Source organism: Shouchella shacheensis, assembly GCF_001484965.1.
Taxonomy (GTDB): Bacteria; Bacillota; Bacilli; order Bacillales; family Bacillaceae_D; genus Shouchella; species Shouchella shacheensis.
The window spans coordinates 85,989-106,546 of the sequence record NZ_LLYY01000007.1 but is presented as its reverse complement, the minus strand read 5'-3'; the positions used below and the strand labels follow the sequence as shown (position 1 = coordinate 106,546).

The following is a 20,558-nucleotide window of genomic DNA, read 5'->3' as shown; positions in this document are numbered from 1 at the left end:
TATGAAGAGTTCGGGGCTAAAGGGGCCCCGTGCTCTGTCTAACTACAAGTGAAGGCTCGATCTTTTCCTTTTTGTGAATAAACTCTTGCGGGTTAGTCATCATCTCCTCCAAAAAGGAGAATCCTATTTTGCCGATACGATCTGCCTTGACATCAACCGTCGTAAGAGGCACGCGAAAATCGCTTGAAAAAGGCACGTTGTCTGAGCCAATAATTGAAAGATCTCCAGGAATGCTCATGTTCTGATCTAAGCACGCTCTTGCTACAGCGAAAGCCATACTGTCACTGGCAGCAAATACGGCCGTGGGACGTTTCTCTTTCGGAAGTTGTAGCAATGACATAGCCAGCTTGTAAGTGCGATCTTCATCATAGTTCCCATCGACAATGAGTTCTTCATCAGCCTGAAGGCCATTCTCAGCCATTACATTACGAAAACCAACCTCCCGATCTGAACTATTCTGTCTCCTTCCACTGACAAAGGCAATTCGCTTATGTCCCAGCGATACAAGATGATTCGTCGCAATTTCCCCTACCTTTACTGAATTCACATAAACGCAGCTGCCTTCATAGTTCTCCGGCGCACGGTTTATTAACACATGGGGGATGCCCGCCTTTTCCACAAGCGTCAGTACTTCAGAAGCTTTGTGATCAACCGTTGTCAGGATGATCCCATCGACTCCCTGATCCATCATGGACTCAAGCAATTTTAGTTCTTTATTAACTTCATCATTCGTTGTACTCAGAATTACATTGTAGTTTTGCTCAAAGGCTAGCTCTTCTACTCCTTTGATAAGCGCTGGATAATAAGGGTTTGTGATCTCTGTTACAGTTAAACCTAAGAGGTTTGTTTTCTTCCCTTTCAGGCTACGCGCGCTCCGGTTCGGTCGATAGTTCAATTCCTTAATGACGTTTTCGGTCCTCTCTCGTAATTCCTCACTCACATACTTGTTGCCATTCACAACTGCCGAAACTGTGGCAATGGATACTCCTGCCTTCTTTGCAACTTCTTTCATACTCGCCACGTGATCACCCCGCCTAACAATAATCTTTTCCGCCTATTAAAACCACGGCTTCGACTATTATAGCATCCGAGGAGGCCTCATTCTTGAAGCGAGTACTTAAGGGGAATACTCAGCTAATCGTTTAGCTAAACGATTAACTATATGGTATCGTAGCAGTGCTTGTTTTGTCTAGTGGTAAATTTAAAAAATTATTATTATCTTTTTTGTGGTATCGCTGTCATAGCTCTAAAGCGTTACTTTTTGGTTAAAGAATGATCAATTGCAGCCGATCGCGGGGACTCGGGCCACACGAAGTCGGTCATGCAGGCGTTTGCCATAAAAAGTGGCGTAGTTAGCCTGCTTTCCTTTCTAAAGCGTCAGTCCGAAGATTTCCGGGCGGTTTTCCCGGGGAGCTGGGGTGTGACGCCCACAGAAAGCGTCCGGTTGAAGCGAAAATCGAATGTTATTCGAAAAGTTAATTAAATGAAATAAAAAAAACAGAAAGAATGAGTCCTTACTGTTTCCTCCTCATTTTCTTTATAAGAAATAAGCAAGCAGTATTGAGAATACGAAAAATAGTACAGCTAATACAACCGTTGCGTAGCTGAGAAAAGCATTAACACCTCGTGTGCTTTTTGTTTCCCCATCAGCTACTCTTCTCCACCTGAGATAGCTCTGGAAAGTCCAGCACTACGGCAGGACTGAAGTAGAACGAAGCGATAAGGGAAACGGAAGTTACGATTAAGAGAACATACAGCAATGTTTGCAAAAGAAATGAAACCTTCACGTCCAACTCACACTGCGTTAACCTATCATGCGCAGGGGTGTTTAGCAATAACCCTATTTCTTCATCAGTAAATAGATGAAATAAGGAGCTCCGATTAATGCGGTCATGATGCCTGCGGATATGCCGTCGGGGTCTACTAAATTCCTTCCAAGAGAATCCGCTACGAGCAGCAGAAACCCACCAAGCAGGATTGCCACTGGAATGCATAACTGATGGCGCGGGCCGACAAGTGCTCTCGCTAAATGCGGGGCCATCAGTCCTATAAAAGCAATTCCTCCTGTGACAGAAACGGCAGCAGCTGCTAGCGCTACCGCGGTCATGAGGAGTAGAACCCTTTCCTTATTCAACACGAGTCCTACGCTGATTGAGACCGAATCACTGAGTCCGAGAATGTTCAGCCTGTTCGCTTTGAAAAGAGAAAATGGGATAAGCACGATCAACCACGGTAGAATCGCAGCAATAAACGGCCAATCTGCCCCCCATATATTTCCGGACAGCCACTTTGCAATAAAATCAACTTTTTGTCTTTCTGCTGATGAAATAATCATGACCATTGCGCCGGAAAGCGCCATTGCAGTGCCTATTCCCACGAGCACAAGACGGACAGGCTGAAACCCGGTATGTTTTTGATAAGAAAAAAAGTAGATGAATCCTGCTGTGAGACATGCTCCAATGAAAGCAACGAGAGGCAGCAAATAAACAAATCCGCCGGTGTCAATCTGAAAATACAAGTAAAAAACAGCAATTGCTGTGCCTGCCCCAGCATTAATGCCGATAATGCCTGGATCAGCAAGATCATTTTTTGTGATCCCCTGCAATATCGCCCCAGAAAGAGCTAAAGCCATCCCTGCGAGCAATGTCACGATAATGCGTGGCAGGCGGACCGAAAATAACACAAACTCTTCTTTGAACGTACCTTCTCCAAATAAAGCAGGAAGTATGCGGTCATAGCTGATAGACGAATAGCCTGTACTCAAGCTGAAAAAGCTCGTCAGCAGAATGAGTACGGTCAAAACGAGGACAACCATCCGCTGTTTTTTTACTAAATCAGGATGGATCATGGGAAGGTTCTCCCTCCTTTGTGGACAATAACTAAAAAGAAGGGAAGCCCGATGAATGCTACGATCGCCGCGACCGGTGTTTCGAATGGAGCATTGATGGTGCGTCCGAGTGTGTCAGCGAGCAGCATGAACGACGCACCTGCTACAGCCGACGCAGGCAGTATGTAGCGGTAATCGTTTCCGATAATCGGACGGATAATGTGTGGAATCATCAAGCCAATAAAGGCCATGTTGCCGACGAGAGCCACGGATGATCCAGCAAGCATGATGATAACGACAAACAGGACTACTTTTATGTGCGTCACTTTTTGACCTAATCCCACAGCGACGTCCTCATTGAGACTGAGTAGGGTGAGCTGTTTTGAAAACAATACAGCGATAATCAGGCCGACACCGATAAATGGACCGATGATTTGGAGCTGACCGAGTGTCGTTCCAATCAAGCCGCCGGCGGTCCACATCGAAACGTCTTTGGACATTTTAAAATAAAGGGCAATACCTTCTGCGATCGCAAACAAAAACGCGGACACAGCGGCCCCGGCAAGAACGATTCGAAAAGGCGAGAGTCCTCCCCGCTTCGCCGAGCCGATCCCGAAAACGAGAAGCGTCCCAAACGCCGCACCAATAAAACAGACAATCGTAATGTAGAAATAATTCGCAGACGGCAACAGTGCCAACGTTAAGGCAAGCGCGGCATTGGCTCCAGCTGTTAATCCGAGCAGGCCAGGGTCTGCGAGTGGATTTCGCGTCAGCCCCTGCATGATGGCACCTGCCACAGCGAGAGCGGCCCCTACAAATACAGCGCCGATTTCACGCGTCAGCCTAATCTCCCGGATCATCAGCGCATTTTCATTGTCCCTTACGGAGGTCAGCGCTCCCCAGACATCCTTTATACTCGTATCTGCCGCACCAAGGACGAGGGAAGCAACAAAGGAAGCGATCAAAATCAGCAGCAATGCCAGAAATCTAAATGCAAAATAACTTGGAGCTTTATATTCACTCATTTTCCAATCATCTTTTCTTTTCATTTTCTTCGAGATGGAGAAACAATCCCGCTCTTTTCAGTGGCAGGCGGTTCTGATCAAGCCACACTTGGTAAAAACACGCCTGACTTTAGACAACTACGTCATACCTTGGTTGCAGCCACCGAAGCAGAAGCGGAACAGACGAATACACCATTGCTGAAACGACGAAGGAGTGCCATGAGCCGTTCAAAGTCTGCTCAAATCGCAGGGAGATTACCAAAAGTAGCCAAAGACGCACCGTATCGGTCGACGTTTACACCACTAAGGCGAGTCCACCATTCTTATGACAGTTGCCGCCTGCCCATGATTACTTGAGAAATGACTCTTCAAATAAATCAAGCTGGAAATCGAGGGTTATCGGATCATTGAAATAAAATTCATCTGCATTCACCTCAATCACCTGGGCATTTTGAACGGCTGGCATATTGTTGTACGTTTCGGTTTGTTGGAACGAATTTTCTTCACCAGGGTTGGTGCTTAAAACCAGGTAATCTCCCACATAGTCCCGAAGCACTTCCGCCGAAATCGCGTGATACCCTTCCTCGAGCGCCACTTCTTCTACTTTCTCCGGCATTTTTAGCTCCATTTCCTGATACAGAATTTCCGTGCCGCGTCCAAAATTATTTCCGAACACATACATTTCTTTGTCGAACACTTCAACCACAGTGACGCTAGTATCCTCCCCTATTTCTTCGCGTACCTCATCTCCTGTATCCTCTGCGCGCTGTTGAAAATCGTCCACCCACTCCTGTGCTTTTTCTTCCTTATTTAACAGCTTTCCGATTTCAACATGCTGGGATAAGTAATCGAGCTTGTCGTAAGTATAAGTAACGGTCGGCGCAATTTCTTGTAATTTGTCTATATTTTTTATATCGGAGTATCCAACAATTAAGTCTGGTTCCAGCTCAATAATTTTTTCGATACTCTCATCGGACACGACTTCTGCACCTTCTAAATATTCATCATAGCGCGGGTTCATGTCAGACCAGGAATCGGCGCCGACGATATTGGCATCAAGAGCAGCGATAGATCCTGTGTAGGCAAGACTTACCACCCACTTTGGCTCATTGGGAACCTCCACAGGTCCATTTTCGGATTCATACGTTCTAGTATCCTCTTGCGTTTCTTCTTGTGACTCTTCTTGTGACTCTCCCTGTGATTGTTCGTCCGATGTACTGTCGCTGCCGGCGCTTTCCGAGCTGTCGGATCCGCAGCCGCTAAGAATGAATGTGAGTGCCAGTAGGTAAAATGGGGGTTTTTTGAACATGATCATCTTCTCCTCTAATTAAGTTGTAGGTAAGCAGCATCGGTTTGTTTGTTAGTGGGTCCCGACCGATTTTAGCATCGATATGAAAAATTTCTCTTAAGACGGCAGGCTGAAAAACGTCCTCGCTCGATCCGTCTATTACGATCCTTCCATCCTTTAACGCGATTAAATAATCGGCAAAGCGAGCCGCTTGATTTAAATCGTGAATGACCATGACAATGGTACGCTCCTGCTCGAGGTTCAACTGCTCTAACAGCTCGAGAACCTCAAGCTGATGGGCCAAGTCAAGGTAAGTCGTCGGCTCATCAAGAAATACCATTTCTGTTTCCTGGGCAAGTGCCATTGCAATCCAGACGCGCTGCCGCTGTCCTCCGGATAACGCATCCAAGGGCTGATACATAAAGTCGACAGTATTGGTTACATCCATCGCCCACCGAACCATTTCCAGGTCTTTTTTTGTTAAGCGGCCGAGCCCTTTTTGGTATGGAAAACGACCGTAAGAAACTAATTCTCCCGCCGTAAGCCCGTTTGAGTTCTCCGGTGACTGCGGCAGAATAGCCATTTTTTTCGCAAGGGATTTTGTATTTTCCTTATGGATACTCTGCCCATCAAGGACAATGCCCCCGAATTCATGAGAAATAATGCGTGTGACCGCTTTTAAAAGTGTCGATTTCCCGCACCCGTTCGGGCCGACAATCGCTGTAATTTTCTTATCCGGAATGGTCATCGTCACATCTTTGACGACACTCTCACCGCCATATCCTATATGTAAATCATTCGTACATAAACGGGTCATTTTTTCCCTCCCGGCAAATTTATGATTGATAATGATTATCATTTTCTGTTATATTGTAACTACATCAAATAGAGTTGTCAACGGACAGTTTAGATAAGGGGTTTAGAGGAGGAAAAGAGTTGAAGAATGAGGGATGTATGGATGTGACGATTATAGGCGGCGGTCCGGCGGGACTCTATGCTGCGTTTTACAGCGGACTTCGTGAAATGAGAACGAAAATCATAGAGTTCCAACCCAAGCTTGGAGGAAAGGTACATATATACCCAGAAAAAATGATTTGGGATGTCGGCGGACTTCCCCCGCTTACAGGAGCCAAGTTTATTGATCAAATGGTAAAGCAGGGTCTAACCTTTAACCCGGAGGTTGTGCTCAATGAAAAAGCTTCCTCCATTTCACGGAATAGAGACGGCACGTTTGTCATTCGTACCAAATCCGGAGTAGAGCATTATTCAAAGACCGTGATCATCGCCTGCGGTGCCGGCATACTCCAGCCACAGAAACTCAACATAAACGGCGCCGAGCGATTTGAAATCTCAAACCTTCACTACACCGTAAAATCCATACAAAGTTTTCAGCATAAAACAGTACTCATTTCAGGCGGAGGCAACTCTGCGATTGACTGGGCCAACACACTCGAGCCTGTCGCCAAAAAGGTGTACATGAGCTACCGAAAAGACAAATTAAATGGACATGAAGCACAAATTTCCGAATTAACCAGACATTCTGTTGAGTGCCTGTTCCAGACAACTATTACGAACTTAATTGCCTCTTCACGCGGGGACCTCATAGAACAAGTCGAGCTCACGAATCATGAGACAGGAGAACTGTCATCGATAGAAGTGGATGAAGTCGTCATTAACCACGGATTTGACCGAGAATCCTCATTGCTTCAAAACAGCACGCCCGCCGTCCAGCTGCTCGACGACTTCTTTATCGACGGGAGCCATCAAAGCGAATCTTCCGTAGAGGGACTGTACGGCGCAGGCGACATACTAAAAAATGACGGAAAGGTTCACCTCATCGCAGGAGTCTTCCACGATGCAGTGAACGCCGTCAACAAGGCAAAGCAATACATCGACCCAGCATCCCATGCGTCCGGCATGGTATCCTCCCACAACGACCGCTTCAAAGAACGCAACAAAAAACTGCTAAAAGAGCTCATTCGATAGGGTATAGAGGAAATCAATAACGGAGCTGGTCCCTAAGGAGGCCAGCTCCGTTAATGTTTCATGCTTTCCATATAGGGCTTGCTGAATAATCCTAAAGGGCTTAGCTTTCGCCCCCCCTACAGTTGAGGAGGAATGAGAACGAAAAAAATCAAACCACGATGACCCAACTTGAGCGGTTGCCGTGATTTGATTTTGGGCCATTTCTGCTACAAAATCCTCTAGAGACATGGAAATGAAGTGATCAACACCGTATACGGAAGCGCATACCGTCTAAAGACGGTGAAATAACGCATTCGGAAATTAAATAATCCCTTGAAACCGCAACACAAGCTCAGCAATAATCGCTGATCCAATTAGGGTGCCAAACAAGACACAGGCCGAGACGACCATCGCGCGCCAACCCATGTTGACGAAGTCAGTCCATGAACGACCGATGGCGATACCGGCGTACGCGAGAATCGGTGTGGCGATAGCGAGTAGCTCGATTTCAGTCGTGTACGCAATCACGTATCCACCCCACGGCGTTTGTGGCAAGGATGCGACAATCCCGATCACGATCACGTAGACGACGCTTGGAATGTTGCCGGGAATGAGCTTGCTTATGGCTTGGCCGCCGACCGCAATGGCGACTAAAATCGCCATGCCAAATGTCACGTCGAGCGATAGGAAGCCGTAGCCGACCCAGTTGCCAATATAGGCAACAAGCCCAACGATTAGCATCAATAGAAAATACTCTTGGATGTTTTTCATTGGTTCTCTCCCCCTCGCCACTTTGTGAAAACACTGTATAGTTTTTCCGTAACCGGGAGCGAAATGAAGATAGCTACGAACAAACCTGTAGAGTAGGTAAGGAGGTTACTGGCTCCGGCAAAGGCGACGATTTGCGCCTCTAGTTCTGGGTAGGAGGCAATCAGTGAGCCAGTCGCTGCTGCCATCATACTGCCGCTTCCAACGCCGGCGGCCATGGCGAGAGAGAGGGGATTAAGCGGCGTGAATGTTGCTAGGATGCCCGCAATCAATCCGTAAAATAAGGCTCCAAACACCGTTCCAAAAATATAAACAGTTGTGACTCCTTTTCCTTCAGCCGAGTCAAAGCCAAATTTGTCATAGATGACGCCAAGGTTTGGCTCTCGGCCAATCGAATGGGCCATGCCGATGGCCTCGCGTTTCATGCCTAGCAGCAGGACTGCAACGGGAAGAGCGAGAAAGATCGTTCCGAAGTTCCCAAGCTCCTGCAACAAAATGGCAGGCCCGGCGGCGATCACATCCTCCAGACCAGGGCCGATCGTGACACCGATTTTGGCAATAAGCAAGGCGACACTAATGGTAATGATCGGTTCTGCGTGTTTGGATTGTTTTTCTTTTACAAGCGGTGAGAAATAAAGAAGCAACCCTAACAGAAGCGCAAAAAGCATTGGGAGAAACATAATGACTCCGGGACCGATTGGAATTTCAATGACGCCCACCCACTCGGTGATGATCACCAGTACGAGAACGAGGAGATGTAGTCTCCAGTCCGTTACGAGTTTCATTGTTTCGCTCATGTCCTCACTCCCCTTTGTTGGAAATCACGGAATACACAGCAGTTGAGTCCAATTTCCCTTTTTTCTGCTGCAAGGCCGTACGGTAGAGCTGATTCACGACCGCTGCAGTGGGCTGTGGGGTTTGGTTCTCCCTCGACATATCCATATAGAGTTCAAGATCTTTTGCCATATGCCCTAAATAAAACAGCACCTGCTCAAACGACTGTTCCAGTAAATTGCTGCCAAACACATCAATGACTCGATTGTGGCCGGAGCTCTGTTGGATGATGTCAAACAAGATATGTGGGGAGACGCCCTCCTCTTCTGCCGAGATCATAGTCTCGCTTAAGAGCGATGTGATGCCTGCGACAACCATGTTATTGCACAACTTAACGGTTTGCCCGGAACCCGCTGGACCTACATAGATTAATTTTTCGCCGATGACTTGCAAGGTTGGTTTTTCCACAATGAAGTCTGCTTCATTCCCACCGACCATAATGGTTAGCGTCCCGGTGCTCGCGCCGGCCGGGCCACCACTTACAGGACAATCCAGATAGCGGACTCCTTTTGCTGAAGCTTGTTTATGAACGAGCCTGGTCGTTTGCACATCGGTTGTTCCCATATCAAAAATGGCACTCCCTTGTTTGATGTGCGCAAGAACGCCGTTCTCCCCAAGTAGAACGTCTTGTAGGATTTTCGGGGAAGGCAGCGAAAGCAACAGCCGCTCAACCTTTTCAGCCAGTGTGGCGACATTTGGTAAAAAGGTGACTCCTTCACGTTCTAGTTCTTCTCGGTATAAAGATTGCTCATCGCACACATACACGGAGTATCCTGCTTGTAATAGGTTGCGGGCCAATTCCTTTCCCATGACTCCACAGCCAATCATTCCGATATGCTCCATCGTAGAACCCCCTATGGTTTTAAATACACAGCTTTGGTATCCAGCCAGAAATCAAGCGCCGTACTGCCTTGTTCCCGCGGGCCAATGCTTGAATTCTTTTTGCCGCCAAATGGCAATTGATTTTCATAGTGATTGGACGGGACATTCACATGGGTCACGCCGGTTTCGATTCGGCGGACAAAGTCATGTGCTTTATTCAAGTCTTTTGTAAAGATAGACGACGATAAGCCAAAGTTTGTGTCATTTGCGACTTCTATGGCTTCCTGATAGGAATCGACTTCAATAACCGCAACCACAGGGCCAAAGATTTCCTCTTGGGCAACAGCCATTTTCGATGTGACGCCACTAATTACGGTTGGCGCAACAAAATAGCCCTGATCTCTGCCGTTGTCAACGAGGCGTTCTCCGCCGCACTCGATTGTAGCGCCGTCTTTTTTGGCGCTTTCAATATAATGCAAGTACGTGTTTAATTGTTTCTCGTTTGCGACAGCTCCGTTCTCGATACCTTCTGTAAAGCCATCGCCAACTTGAATCGCATTTGCTTTTTTGACGAGGAGATCGATGACTTCTCTCGCCATCTGTTTTGGTATGATAAGACGACTCGTACCGGTACAGCTTTGACCGTTGTTGTACATGCCACTACTAACAACCCCTGTCACCGCTTCATCGAGGTCTGTGTCTTCGAGAATGATGGTTCCATTTTTCCCGCCCATTTCCGCCTGCATCTTTCCGCCTCGAGCCATGACAGACCGGCCTAGCTCGATGCCGACATTGGAGGAGCCCGTAAACGAAATGGCTTTTAATTGCTTGTTTTCGCCCATTTCCCGCCCCACAACTTCTCCTGCTCCTGTTACCATATTTAAGACGCCTTTGGGCGTGCCTGCTTTTTCAAATAGCTTCACCAGCTCAACTGCGATGCGTGCTGTGTCATTGGGTGGCTTATACACGACGGTGTTTCCAGCAATGATGGCAGGCGCAATTTTATATACCCCAATGCCCAACGGAAAATTAAAAGGGGTAATCACTCCGACTGCCCCGAGCGGTTCTTTAATCGTATACGTAAATAAATTAGGATCATTCGCTGGTACGGTTTCCCCTGCTAAACGGTTAGCCGCTCCGCTGAAATGTTTCAACGCCTGTACCGTTGCGTCGACTTCTTTTCGTGCAGCTGTGATTGTTTTGCCCACTTCTTTTGTGATGAGCGTTGCAAACCGTTCCTTGTCTTCCTCTAACATCGGAATCAGTCGATACAATATATCAGCTCGGTGAATCGCTGATTGTCGCCTCCATTTCGGGAAAGCATCCACGGCACATTGCACCGCCTGCTTTGTGTCAGCAACCGTTGAATGTTGAAATGCGCCAAGCTTTTCATCTGTCTTTGCCGGGTTAGCGCTTTCAAAGTACTCGCCAGACTTTGTTTGGATCCATTCTCCATTCACATAGTTTCCGTATTTCTCCATCACAAGCTCCCACCTTTCAGAGTTCTTGGACGTAATTATAATCTTCAGTTCAGTAAAATAAAATATGGACACCCACACCCTTTGCTATCGAAAAATGTGTATGCCCATATAAGAAAGACTATTGATCCGATAATTCTTTATTCATTTCAAAGGCAATGACAACCGTAATCCAAGTGGCATCTTCGTTGAGGCTACTACCTAATTCATGTTCGATCTTCTTCAAACGCTGATAAAGGGTGTTGGTATGGATATATAAGGCGTCCGCCGTTTGTTGGCGACTGCGATTGTGGCAAATAAACGCTTCTAAAGTCTCCTCATAAATGGGTTCCATCGCCAATAACGGCCCAAGATGGTCATTTACAAATTCTCGTTGTCTTTCAACCCCCATCTGACCCCAAAGCCGCCGGTATCCCAGTTTGGCGTAATACACAATCGAGAATGATGACCCTTCACCCTGTTCTAACGCTTCAAGCGCTTCTGCGTAGGAAACAGCTATTTCGTTTATATGGCGGGAGCGGCTTACACCGATTTTTGCTTGAGAAGAAGACGACGCTATTGCCTGCAATTGTCCAGCAAACGCCTCGACTTGGGCCTCTTCGTTTACGTTCAAGATAACGACCCAGCTTGACCGATACTCCAATACTATTCCTTCAAAGTCGATCCCACATACCAATTTTTCAAGCTTGCGGAAATAAGTACCCGGTTCCGATGAAGGGTCGCAAGTAAACACCAGGCAGCGCATTTGTTTGTCTCGATAGCCAAAAAACAAACTGCCTGCCTCTGCGAGTGATGCTCCATTTAACACAGAATGAAACTGAGATTCTCGAACCCGCAGTTCTTTCTCAGAGCGACGGTTTTCGTTGCGGAAGTTGATCGCGATCGCTTCTGCTGCCTTCTCAATCACCACATGGTCCTTTCTGGAAAACGCATATGCCTTCTGATCGAATACAAGCCAGCCGAGTTGTTCCGGACCTTGTAAAATTGGATACGCAAAAGCCGCGTCATCCATCGTTTCTGTAAAAGAGACTGTGGCTTGAGTCTCCAGCAACCGCCTTAAAGTTTTTAAGACTTTTTCTAAGCCTCCACCTTCAAGCAACACGTGAGTAAAACGCTCTTGGACGATCCGACTTTCATCCAGATCTCGCTTTTGCCGTACCATCCGTTCATACAAACGCGCATTGTCAATGGCAAGCGCGCCTTGAACGGCCAATTGCGAGACAACCATCACTTCTTGCTGGGAGAAAGGAGTGCCTGCTTGATGCTGATTCACTGCTAAAGTACCCAAACACCGATTGTCGCTAAGAAGCGGCACGCTAAAAGAGCTGCGAATCTCTTTTTCCGCTACGCCTTTTCGGAACCACTGCAAGTTATCGCTCGAGATATTCGCCATCTTCTCTCTCACATCTTGTTCAGCCATACAAAGAACCGGCTCTCCGCTTACAAACACCTGTCCTGTCATAGACTCTCCAGGCTGAAAAGCAATCCGCCTTAAACTCGACACAACCACGCCAACACTCGCAGCAAGACGCAGCACATTCAGATTTTCATCATACAAATAAATGATCACCATATCAGCGCCGGGCACTAGAACCGGTACGGACGAGGCCAGAACATCTAAAACCTCGGAAATACTACGCGTCCGAGCAAACGACTGGCTAATCGTCCAAACTTCAGATAACTGGTCTTCCCTCATTGTGCTCCTCCTTCTCCTCCCTTGTGCTTTATGTTTCGCTCCATCAAGTTGGGTTTAATACTAGTTTTCTATCAGCATATACGAACGGTTTGGCATCAAGCAATAGTTGACGTAATAATCAATTAACAAGAACCTCGCCCCGGCATAAAAAAGTGCACTTGGTTCCTCCCTTCCACTTACTTTATACGTACTCCCAGATTTACACAGATTGATACAGTCCCAGTTACGCATATCACAGTCCGGTATTCAAAAAAGATTAGAGCAATACAGGATATTTCTCTAGTCTAGCAAAGGTGGCGTCAGAAAGGAGGTTCTCATGTCTTATTATAGAACTTTACAGCGAAAACTTCTAATCTACTAAGAAGCCATAACTGTAGCTTCGGAGACGATACTCTTGGATGGTGTGCGCAAATGCGGAAAAACAAGCTCGAACCACGATGAGTTGCAAACAGAACTGTAGCAATACAACTGCACTTGGGCAGCCTTCGAAAAGACAGCCCTCAATAACAACCGGATACAGATCGCTAAATCAACACACTTGACACTCCCACCCCCTATGAAAAATCACCCATAGGAGAACGAGCAAAACCGACCCAACCCCCAGTCCCGCCGTACTGATCAGCATGAGCACTCCCTTGCTTGCCATTTTTTCGTAAAAGAAGTTGACTTATATATGAAAACTTGAAATAATGTGTATTATAACAAAGCGAAATTACCTGCGAGGAGGAGCATGTCATGATTGCACTCATTCTATTCTGGGGTATAAGCATTGCTAGTGTCATTGCAACAATTAAATGGAAAAAGCCGCTTTTGTTAACCGTGCCCTTTGCAGCGATGGGGCTTTATATGGTGGTAGAAATGGCAAGGGTACCGCTGCCATTCTGGGAAACGGTGCAGATGGTGTTTGATCTGAAATAATTCCAGGGGGGTGTTTTCATGCCGAGAAAGAAATTCGTACGCCAGCAGACATCTGATGATCAGTTATGTACAGCATGCAGAAGCGAGAACCTGGCAGTCATGACAAAGTGGCGTTATGTATGGTTCATGTCCACGTTGCCAGTGCTTGTTACGGTAGGAATTGGCTTGTTAGTCGAACCGATTTTTTCCTTATTTGCTCCCGCGATTGTTCTAACAAATTACATGCTTGCTAAGAAGAAGACACCGCTAAAAATCTGTAAAAATTGCAAGCATATTCAGAAACCAAATCAACCTCGATCCAAAAAGCATGAGCAGTCTGCTGTATAAAGGCCGCTTTTTAAAAAGCATCAATTGAAAGCGATTGCATTATTGGGAGGGGGTGAGGCTTTCTATTAGGGATGGAAAGACAAAAATCATGTTGAAAGAGCAGAATCCTAATGGAGGTGACTAAAATGAAAAAAGTTGAGAAACAAGTAGCAGACGCATACTTTCGCACACGTACACTGTTGGTGGTTATCTTTTTAAGCATTGGCATTCTCGTTTCATTCGGTGTCATATTGTTTGCAGAATTTTTCTCCCAATTTACATTTTTGGGCGTTGAGTTTCATTACTATATGGGGTCGCAAGGTGCGATTGTCATCTTTATCATTTGCTTATTCTTAAATGCAATACTGAGCGACAAGATTGATAAAAAGTACGGGATTGACGAGGAAGCAAATGCCACTTTCAGCAGCGGCAAGACCATCGATCATTAGTGCGTCATCGTTAGGGTCCACCACCGCCATAGGAGTTAGAGAGAGAAATATCTTGGATCGACAAGCAACCAAGATTTGTACTTAGTCATCACCAACGAACATCCTTGGGAACATAACTTTTGGAGCCTATATGCCAATGCTCCTCATGGCCGGTGCTGGATAACCTATCGGAAAAAATCGCTCAACAGGTACGCTTGAAACCGACCATTTATCAAAAGGTGGCGACCTCGGTGGGTCGATACAGCTGTAAACATGCATGAATCGGAACGCGTTATTGGTATAAGCTCAAAGGATTGATTCATCGCGCACTGAGTGAGGGGGCCCTCTTAATTCTTGTGAACCCCCTACCCCTGAGGGGATAACGCTCCCTACAATCAAAAGACATCATTACACCTGGTGTATCGCGTTTTTAGCAAAGGGCCGATGAAAGCTCATCGTCATCGAGTATGGATCAATCCCATTTAAAGAATTTTTACAACCATTGAGCTAAGCCGTGTCGTTGGACCCATGAAGGTCAGGTCTTGGAAAAATAATCCCTCATCCTTTAATAGGGAGACTACTTCAGCCATGCAGCACTAAGCAGAGGGAACTTAGCTGCTCAAAAAGGATACGCTACATAGCATTTCCTTCTAACCTATCGCTTCACAGTATGGTTGAGATGCCATACCACCACTCTAAAAAGGGAGGCTTCCTATGGACTTACAAACACTCGTATCACTTGGCCTTATTGCTGCTACGTTTGCTCTATATATTGCGATCGCCTATTATAACCGGGCGAGAGCTACTTCTGACTTTTACGTTGCCAGCCGTGGCATCCCGCCTATTTGGAACGGGATGGCGATCGGTGGGGACTGGATGAGTGCTGCTTCCTTTATCGGGATGGCAGGGACCATCATGGCGCTTGGGTACGACGGTCTCGCGTATGTTATGGGTTGGACAGGAGGGTTTTTGCTTTTAACGTTCCTGCTTGCCCCCCAGCTTCGTAAGTACGGACGTTTAACAGTACCGGAGTTTATCGGGGATCGTTTCGCTAGTAACCCTGCCCGCTTAATCTCAGCGATTGCAACGATTATTATAAGTTTTACTTATATTATTGGACAGCTTTCGGGTTCTGGGGTTGTGATCGGGCGACTCTTTAATATCCCAGCCATGTATGGAACGATGATCGGGGTTGTCATTATCGCTATCTATGCCACACTCGGCGGGATGAAAGGGGTGACTTGGACTCAGGTGGCCCAATACATCATTTTGATTGTCGCTTACATTATTCCCATTGTTTTTATGTCATTGCAGGTTACAGGGAACCCGCTTCCGTGGCTCACATACGGAAACGTTGTCAGTGAAATCGGAGCGATCGATCGAGAGCTTGGACTATCCGAATATTTTGCACCGTTTGCGGAGAGTGACAAAAGCCAGTTTATTGCCTTATTGTTTACGTTAATGGTAGGTACCTCAGCTCTCCCCCACGTCATTGTTCGTTTTTATACGGTTTCAACAATGAAAGCAGCCCGTTGGAGCGGGGCGTGGGCGCTTCTTTTCATTGGTTTTCTGTACCTATCAGCTCCCGCCTACGCAGCATTTTCCCGCTTTATTTTAATGACCGAAATTGCGGGGCAGCCGTTGGACTCGCTGCCTAGCTGGACAGAGAGTTGGGTTAACACGGGCTTGCTTGAGCTTGCAGACAGTAATGGAGACGGTATTCTTGACTGGGCGGAAATATCAGTTGGAAACGATATGGTGGTTATGGCGACGCCGGAAATCGCCAACCTCGGCGTGTTTGTCATAGGCTTGGTGGCAGCCGGTGCAATGGCAGCCGCACTATCTACAGCGGGCGGGCTTTTAATTACCATTTCCTCTTCGTTCGCTCATGATATTTATTATCGTTTGATGAATCCGGAAGCAACCGATCAAAAACGGTTAAATGCCGGGAGAATTTCAATTGTGGTTGCTACGATAGTCGCCGGTTTTGTAGCGCTTGATCCGCCTGGAGTTATTACCCAAATTGTTGCATGGGCCTTTGCATTGGCCGGAGGAACGTTCTTCCCCGTATTGTTCCTTGGGGTCTGGTGGAAGCGTATGAATGCAACAGGAGCCATCGCTGGGATGCTTGTCGGACTGGGGACGACGCTCACGTATATTTTCATGGCAATGGCTGGATTTACTGTGTTCGGTATTCAAGATACAGGCGCTGGGATTATTTCAGTACCGGTTAACTTGCTTACATGTATCATCGTTTCACTGGCTACAGCCCCGCCTGCTCAGCATTTGCAGGACGATGTCACCGATCTCCGTTATCCAGAGCAGATGACGTACAAAGATGGTGAAGTTTGGATGAAAGATGGCATAGAAAAATAAGCCTTCCTATCGTTCAACAGGTGAACCCTCCTATTCAGCGGCGTCTGCCGCTGAATTTGGTGATCAGGAATACATTAAAAAGCATCGCAAGTTAGAACGGTTGTCTTTTGTTACAGAGTCCCATCATCGCTTGCTTTTAATGGTGGCAGGTGTCAACGAAGTCAGGCAGATCCGGGCGGTGATCGTTGGAACAGCCGCGTACGATTTCTTTAAAACGGCTCATCATTAAGGCTCTCTGCGCGAACTATGGATTAAACGAACCACTTGCAGCGGGGGGAAACGACTGACGCGCCCCTTCCTGTTTCAGGCTTGTCGGTAGTCAATGGGTCCAATCGAAAACACCGCCTGTCTTTCAAATTTGAAAGACAGGCGGCTCATTGGCTTCTTATACAGTTTCACATATTAAACGCTGATCCTCTCCCACCAGCTCGTGGATATCTCGAATGACATACTCTGTATAGCGAGAAAGCGTCTGCTGTGTGCCAACCCCTGAAAGCACGCCAACCCCACAAAGGCAGTGGGTGGCAAACTGCAAATCAATCTCGGTGTCGCCGATATGAATGACTTCATTCCGGCGAAGCTTCGCTTGATCGCAAAATGAGTCAAGCGCTTCAACCCCTGGCTTTTTCGCGTAGCGGTCAGCGGTTCCGATAAAATCTACATACCTCTCAATGCCGAGCTTTTCGAGGACTGGGATCGTGTTGTTGTATGTGTCAGCGGTAATAATGCCGACGTGATAGTTCCATTGCTTTAACTGTTTAAATAGCGAGGACACCTCGCCGATGGCCTCTACATTTGCCAGCTTTTGCCGTGTCTCTTTCTCATAAGCTTTGTCGATGTGGAGCAAAATTTCGTCTTCTGGCGCTTGCAGTAAGGGGGCGAATGCCGAGGCGAAGTCAATGCTGGTTCCGCTTGCTAGAAACCCACGCTCACTCACCTCTCGATCATATAAGCCAATCGCCTCTGCCATCTGAGTATGAATAGCCTGATTCTCGCCTTGCCCGAACGCCCGGGCCACTTCTTCTATCACCCTGTAGGTGGCGTCAATCCAAATCGATTCAAAGCGTATGAGCGTGCCGTCCTTGTCAAACAGAATTCCTTTAATCGTCATGCTTCCAGCCATCCCTTTTTAGTAAGTCTCCCCACGTCTGAAGCTGTGGATTTTTTTGGCCAAAATAGACGGGATTGGTAAAGCCGATGAGCGTGCCATCTACGTTTCTTACAGTGGCCCTTACCCAGGCATAGGTCTGATCGTCCCAATCAAAAACATACTCGTCGTTTGTCCCAACCGTTTCCTTGATTACCTTGCCATTCTCTACCCACTGAATGAAAAGTTCTTCCCCTGAGAGGACATGAAGCTGTGCCTTCCCACTTGGGGTATGAAGCGTCTCTCCAGGCAAGTGGCCCTCCACTTGATAGTCAAGACGCACATTGCCTCTTGTCACATACACATGCCCCTGTTTCACATGGTCGATGATCGCCTGTGCTGAACGTTTCTCCGCCCAGACGTACGTTCCCGGGTCGCCGATGAGGGACGGTTCGTCGCTATCAGGATAGGTTTCATCTGGACGCAAGTGGGAGTCCGAACCGCCAATTCCGGTGAGCTTCCATCCATCATTGGTTAATGCATCCCAAGCCTTTAGCGCTTGTTCCGTCGCCCATTCATTCGCTTGGAACGTCGGGTCATTCCAAATTTCAATTGCGTCCACGAGGGAAAACGGGGTTTCCTTGAACAGCCATTTCCACTCCGTAAGAAAGGGATGATTGATCGAGTTCAATGCGCCACTTTTTCTAGCAGCTTCCATGACTTTCTGCATCCCACTTTCACTTTCAATAAGCTGCGCATCTCCTCCTGGGAAGGCATTCGTGCGAACTCCAAGGATGTTGTAATGGCCCTCCCTCGCCGTAACCTCAATTCCCGGAATAACCAGCATCTCTTCAGAAGCCGGCCATGAAGTGGGGACAAGGTTGTGATCCGTGGCAACAAAGAAGTCAAGTTCTTGTGCCTTGGCACTGGCGATGTTTTCTTCTCGGGTCATCTTTCCATCGGAAGCGATCGTGTGGGTGTGGAAATCCCCTTTGTACCATTTCGATTCCTCCGTAAGCGACTCCCTCCACCGGTAGCCCTCAAGGGAGAATGTCCCGTCCCCCTTAAGCCAACTCTCACCAAACGGCACTGGTGCTGGGTTGGCACTAGCCCTGACGATCACTTTCCCCCATGCTTCTTTTGGGAGCGCCTTTCCTGCCGCTGCTTGTACGTAGAGCGTCCACTCCCCTTTTGGAAGCGTGCCAAAGATGCCATTGGGGCTGGTAGAATCCGCGTTTTCACTTAAATACACAGGCTGAGGTGTTTTTCCGCTAACGTATTGTAGCCGCACCTCTCCATGCGCATCCACAAGCTGATACTGAATCCATGTCGGATGGTAGGCTTCCACCTCGACTTCCAGCCCCTTTCCATTGTCCTCTTGCCACTCAAAGGAAAAAGCACCCGCCCAGGCAGTGGCCTTTTCCTCTGGAACGATGAAAAACTCCTGCTCCATGCTTACCGCCTCCTTTGTTTAGTCGTTCACTTCATCAAGGGCTGCCTGCGCACGTTCCTGTGCCTGCGAAAGCGCCTCTTCGGCTGGAATATTCTCAAGCTCCACCTGATCGGCGGCAATGCTCAGGGCATCAATAATCTGATTCCCTGTAGGATCAATAAAGGCGGGACTTCCGACTTGCGCCTGTTCAAACGGAATCAACAAGTACGGGTTCTCTTCGGCAAACTCGGCGTATTCCGGAACCTCCATCGCCGAATCTCTAACTGGAATATAGCCAATCGCCTGTGCCCAATCGGCTGTCACCTCTGGCTGAGTAAAGTAAGACATCCACTTGAAACCTGCCTCTTTTTCCTCGTCACTTATCGCTTCCGGAGTTGTCATATAAAGGGCGTCAATCGTCGGTTGCGGCGGGTTTCCATTCATGCCCGGCTGAATCGCTGAATCAATCACGTCAAAATCAAGATTCCCCTTGTCCCCTGATGAGCCTGTGTAGCCAGCAACCGACCCGTTCATAACTTCATCAATCGTCCGGTACCAATACTCCCACCCTTGACCACCAGAGTTAATTTTCATCACTTCATCCTCATGAACGGCTTCACGGACAAACTCCCAGGCCTCCACCCATTCGTCGCTATCAATCAGTACGGTCTGACCGTCATCGCTAATAATCGTTCCTCCGTTGCTTTGAGCAATGTCGATAAGGTTGCTTTCGCCCCACATCGGTGCCCAACCATAAGAGGCGACGTCTTGGGCTTTAATCGTTTCGCTTGCTTCTCTAAGATTCTCCCAAGACTCAAAGGCTTCTTCAGGAATTACGCCTGCCTCTTCAAATAGATCCGTTCGATAGTACATCACCTGCGTCGTGCCATAAGCCGGAATTCCGTAGAACACATCGTCGACATGGGCCGTCTCCATAAACACATCGAGGAAATCTTCTTGAGCAAACGTTTCATCCGCCTCCATATACTCATTCAACGGCGCAAGTACCCCTCGGTTGGCCAAATCCAGAACGGTCGAGTTCTCTAACAGAGCCACGGCTGGTGCGGTATCTGAGGCAAGGCCTGCTTGCAGGTTTTGATAGGTTTCGGAATAGTCCGCTTGAGCCACGCCTCTGACAATGACCTCCTCCTGGGACTCATTAAATTCCTCAATAATTTCCTCCATCTTCCCTCCTGCCTCGCTCCCAAGACCGTACCAGAACTCAATCTCGACCGGGCCATCAGCGGAACCGCCGCTTTCCGTTGAACATGCGGATAGCCCTACCAATGCCGATACCATCATCCCTGCATACATTTTTTTACTCATAAT

Annotated in this window: 19 protein-coding genes and 1 pseudogene; 6 read left to right on the top strand and 14 right to left on the bottom strand. The window is 47.6% G+C overall.

Going from position 1 to position 20,558, the window contains the following annotated elements; all coding sequences use genetic code 11:
- Positions 1–16: 16 nt before the first annotated feature.
- The 6 genes and pseudogenes from AVZ68_RS09680 to AVZ68_RS09660 all read right to left on the bottom strand — a co-directional run bounded on the left by AVZ68_RS09680 (position 17) and on the right by AVZ68_RS09660 (position 5,936).
- Positions 17–1,012, bottom strand: coding sequence for a LacI family DNA-binding transcriptional regulator (locus tag AVZ68_RS09680; RefSeq protein WP_059104424.1), 996 nt, complete (start codon positions 1,010–1,012; stop codon positions 17–19).
- Positions 1,013–1,537: 525 nt separating this feature from the next.
- Positions 1,538–1,769, bottom strand: a pseudogene (gene secG / locus AVZ68_RS19800) (preprotein translocase subunit SecG).
- A gap of 71 nt (positions 1,770–1,840) precedes the next feature.
- Entirely contained in the window at positions 1,841–2,848 is a 1,008-nt protein-coding gene (locus AVZ68_RS09675) for a FecCD family ABC transporter permease (protein ID WP_059104344.1), read from the bottom strand.
- Positions 2,845–3,852: a FecCD family ABC transporter permease gene (locus tag AVZ68_RS09670; protein WP_437182687.1), complete on the bottom strand. Its 1,008-nt coding sequence runs from the start codon at positions 3,850–3,852 to the stop codon at positions 2,845–2,847. The genes AVZ68_RS09675 and AVZ68_RS09670 overlap by 4 nt, the downstream gene beginning before the upstream one ends.
- A gap of 328 nt (positions 3,853–4,180) precedes the next feature.
- Positions 4,181–5,140, bottom strand: a complete 960-nt coding sequence (locus AVZ68_RS09665) for an iron-hydroxamate ABC transporter substrate-binding protein (RefSeq protein WP_059104342.1) — start codon at positions 5,138–5,140, stop codon at positions 4,181–4,183.
- Positions 5,091–5,936 carry an ABC transporter ATP-binding protein gene (locus AVZ68_RS09660; protein WP_059104341.1) on the bottom strand — a complete coding sequence of 282 codons (846 nt, stop codon included), beginning with the start codon at positions 5,934–5,936 and terminating at the stop codon, positions 5,091–5,093. Before AVZ68_RS09660 ends, AVZ68_RS09665 begins: the two co-directional genes overlap by 50 nt.
- Positions 5,937–6,055: 119 nt before the next feature.
- Here AVZ68_RS09660 and AVZ68_RS09655 point away from each other — a divergent pair, with 119 nt between their 5' ends.
- Positions 6,056–7,105, top strand: coding sequence for an NAD(P)/FAD-dependent oxidoreductase (locus AVZ68_RS09655; protein WP_059104340.1), 1,050 nt, complete (start codon positions 6,056–6,058; stop codon positions 7,103–7,105).
- A gap of 300 nt (positions 7,106–7,405) precedes the next feature.
- On the opposite strand, the gene AVZ68_RS09645 is transcribed toward AVZ68_RS09655, so the two are convergent.
- The 5 genes from AVZ68_RS09645 to AVZ68_RS09625 form a co-directional block, all read right to left on the bottom strand.
- On the bottom strand, positions 7,406–7,855 hold the full coding sequence (locus AVZ68_RS09645; RefSeq protein WP_059104338.1) for a hypothetical protein: 450 nt from the start codon (positions 7,853–7,855) through the stop codon (positions 7,406–7,408).
- On the bottom strand, positions 7,852–8,649 hold the full coding sequence (locus AVZ68_RS09640; protein ID WP_059104337.1) for a DUF3100 domain-containing protein: 798 nt from the start codon (positions 8,647–8,649) through the stop codon (positions 7,852–7,854). Before AVZ68_RS09640 ends, AVZ68_RS09645 begins: the two co-directional genes overlap by 4 nt.
- Positions 8,650–8,653: 4 nt before the next feature.
- A complete protein-coding gene (locus tag AVZ68_RS09635) occupies positions 8,654–9,529 on the bottom strand; it encodes an NAD(P)-dependent oxidoreductase (RefSeq protein WP_059104336.1) in 876 nt (291 codons plus the stop codon).
- Positions 9,530–9,540: 11 nt separating this feature from the next.
- Positions 9,541–10,989, bottom strand: coding sequence for an aldehyde dehydrogenase family protein (locus AVZ68_RS09630; protein ID WP_157404625.1), 1,449 nt, complete (start codon positions 10,987–10,989; stop codon positions 9,541–9,543).
- A 118-nt stretch (positions 10,990–11,107) separates the two neighbouring features.
- Positions 11,108–12,682, bottom strand: coding sequence for a helix-turn-helix domain-containing protein (locus tag AVZ68_RS09625; protein ID WP_059104335.1), 1,575 nt, complete (start codon positions 12,680–12,682; stop codon positions 11,108–11,110).
- A 735-nt stretch (positions 12,683–13,417) separates the two neighbouring features.
- Here AVZ68_RS09625 and AVZ68_RS09620 point away from each other — a divergent pair.
- From AVZ68_RS09620 to AVZ68_RS20885, 5 genes are all read left to right on the top strand, one after another.
- Positions 13,418–13,600 carry a hypothetical protein gene (locus AVZ68_RS09620; RefSeq protein WP_059104334.1) on the top strand — a complete coding sequence of 61 codons (183 nt, stop codon included), beginning with the start codon at positions 13,418–13,420 and terminating at the stop codon, positions 13,598–13,600.
- A gap of 18 nt (positions 13,601–13,618) precedes the next feature.
- The gene (locus AVZ68_RS09615; RefSeq protein ID WP_059104333.1) at positions 13,619–13,927 is read left to right on the top strand and encodes a hypothetical protein; all 309 of its coding nucleotides are present in this window, start codon (positions 13,619–13,621) and stop codon (positions 13,925–13,927) included.
- 125 nt (positions 13,928–14,052) lie between these two features.
- Entirely contained in the window at positions 14,053–14,355 is a 303-nt protein-coding gene (locus AVZ68_RS09610) for a DUF4212 domain-containing protein (RefSeq protein WP_059104332.1), read from the top strand.
- A gap of 693 nt (positions 14,356–15,048) precedes the next feature.
- A complete protein-coding gene (locus tag AVZ68_RS09605) occupies positions 15,049–16,710 on the top strand; it encodes a sodium:solute symporter family protein (RefSeq protein ID WP_059104331.1) in 1,662 nt (553 codons plus the stop codon).
- Positions 16,711–16,810: 100 nt separating this feature from the next.
- Positions 16,811–16,939, top strand: coding sequence for a hypothetical protein (locus AVZ68_RS20885; protein WP_281176608.1), 129 nt, complete (start codon positions 16,811–16,813; stop codon positions 16,937–16,939).
- A gap of 156 nt (positions 16,940–17,095) precedes the next feature.
- Here the strand turns inward: AVZ68_RS20885 and AVZ68_RS09600 are convergent, their stop codons facing one another.
- Genes AVZ68_RS09600 through AVZ68_RS09590 form a run of 3 tightly spaced genes read right to left on the bottom strand, consistent with a single transcriptional unit; the run spans position 17,096 to position 20,555 of the window.
- Positions 17,096–17,821, bottom strand: coding sequence for an HAD family hydrolase (locus tag AVZ68_RS09600; RefSeq protein WP_059104330.1), 726 nt, complete (start codon positions 17,819–17,821; stop codon positions 17,096–17,098).
- On the bottom strand, positions 17,811–19,250 hold the full coding sequence (locus tag AVZ68_RS20215) for a CehA/McbA family metallohydrolase (protein ID WP_059104329.1): 1,440 nt from the start codon (positions 19,248–19,250) through the stop codon (positions 17,811–17,813). Before AVZ68_RS20215 ends, AVZ68_RS09600 begins: the two co-directional genes overlap by 11 nt.
- An 18-nt stretch (positions 19,251–19,268) precedes the next feature.
- Entirely contained in the window at positions 19,269–20,555 is a 1,287-nt protein-coding gene (locus tag AVZ68_RS09590) for an ABC transporter substrate-binding protein (protein ID WP_245628102.1), read from the bottom strand.
- Positions 20,556–20,558 lie beyond the last annotated feature (3 nt).